Below are 1,162 nucleotides of genomic sequence, written 5' to 3' on the forward strand. Positions count from 1 at the left end.
GTATTATTTTTGTAGAAAGAGGTCTTTATATGGGTAGATTCCGAGCTGAGAGATACCTACATAATAAACGATAAGTTAACATGGATTGAGCAGAAAGAAGACATAATTACGAAATTGATTCCACCCCTTTATAAGTTAGTAAATAAAAAATATGATGTAACAAATGGTAAGCTATTAAACATGCTCTACGGACGTTGGCGATCCCGACACCGCGTAAAAAATATAGAAACTCAAGGTGGAGAAAAAGTGAAGAATAACAAAAGAAGAGTGGCGAAGAATACCAGAAAACAAGAAGTAAATATTAACCATATAAATTAAGCATCAAATTGAAAATTGTTTAAAATTATTACATGATTAGAAAAAAAAGAGAAAAGCATATGCTGTTAATTACTTGATCAAAGGGGGTGACAAGTATATTAACAGGTATCCGGAAAAGGATCTGGTACAGATTTTACAAGAATCTGGATATCATTCTTCCGAATGGGAAGAGACTGATCTAGAAGAAGATCAACAAGAAGCAGTTGAAGATGAAGTAACCACTATAAACGCAGTTGAAAAAAAGACATCATTATATATTTATGACAAATGGTGGCGCTCCTCATCAGTATGTATATTCTATGATTTTTACCTTTATTATTATTATATAAATGCTAATTTAATTTATTTATTTAAGCTGAAACGGTTACTTCATCAAAGGATCGACCCGACTGTCGAATTCCTAAGAAAGAGACCACAATTAAAGCGAAAGAGAGCTAATGAGGAGAAAACAACCGGCGTACCACCTATTGGTGCACCGAGTTGGACTTTAAGTATTGAAGCTCTTGAAAAACTTGGTCGGCCAACTAATAAAATTCCAATTTATGATCCTGAAATTGAAGACAGTGAAGACATTGAAGATAGTGAAGACAGGCATTTGGATCATCAACATGGAGATAATAACAATCAAAGTTCAAAGAGAAATAAAAGAAAAAGTAATATTGAGGATAATAATCATAAAGCGGAAAGTTCAAAGAGGAATAAAGGAAAAAGTAAACATGATAAACAAAAAAAAAATCAAACAAAGAAATCAAAAACAAGAAAGTGATTTTAGCTAGATAATAATTTGATATTCGAATTTAGTTAGTTTCATAGCGTTTAATCATCACATTATTTCCATTTTTTG

1 protein-coding gene is annotated in these 1,162 nt (G+C 31.6%); it reads left to right on the forward strand.

Features of this window, described 5'->3' with window-relative positions:
- Positions 1-391 precede the first annotated feature (391 nt).
- Positions 392-1,084, forward strand: coding sequence for a hypothetical protein (locus ACQR30_RS05215; RefSeq protein WP_429732276.1), 693 nt, complete (start codon positions 392-394; stop codon positions 1,082-1,084).
- Positions 1,085-1,162: the final 78 nt, after the last annotated feature.

The sequence above is a fragment of the Arachidicoccus sp. genome, from assembly GCF_050436765.1.
Classification (GTDB): Bacteria; Bacteroidota; Bacteroidia; order Chitinophagales; family Chitinophagaceae; genus Arachidicoccus.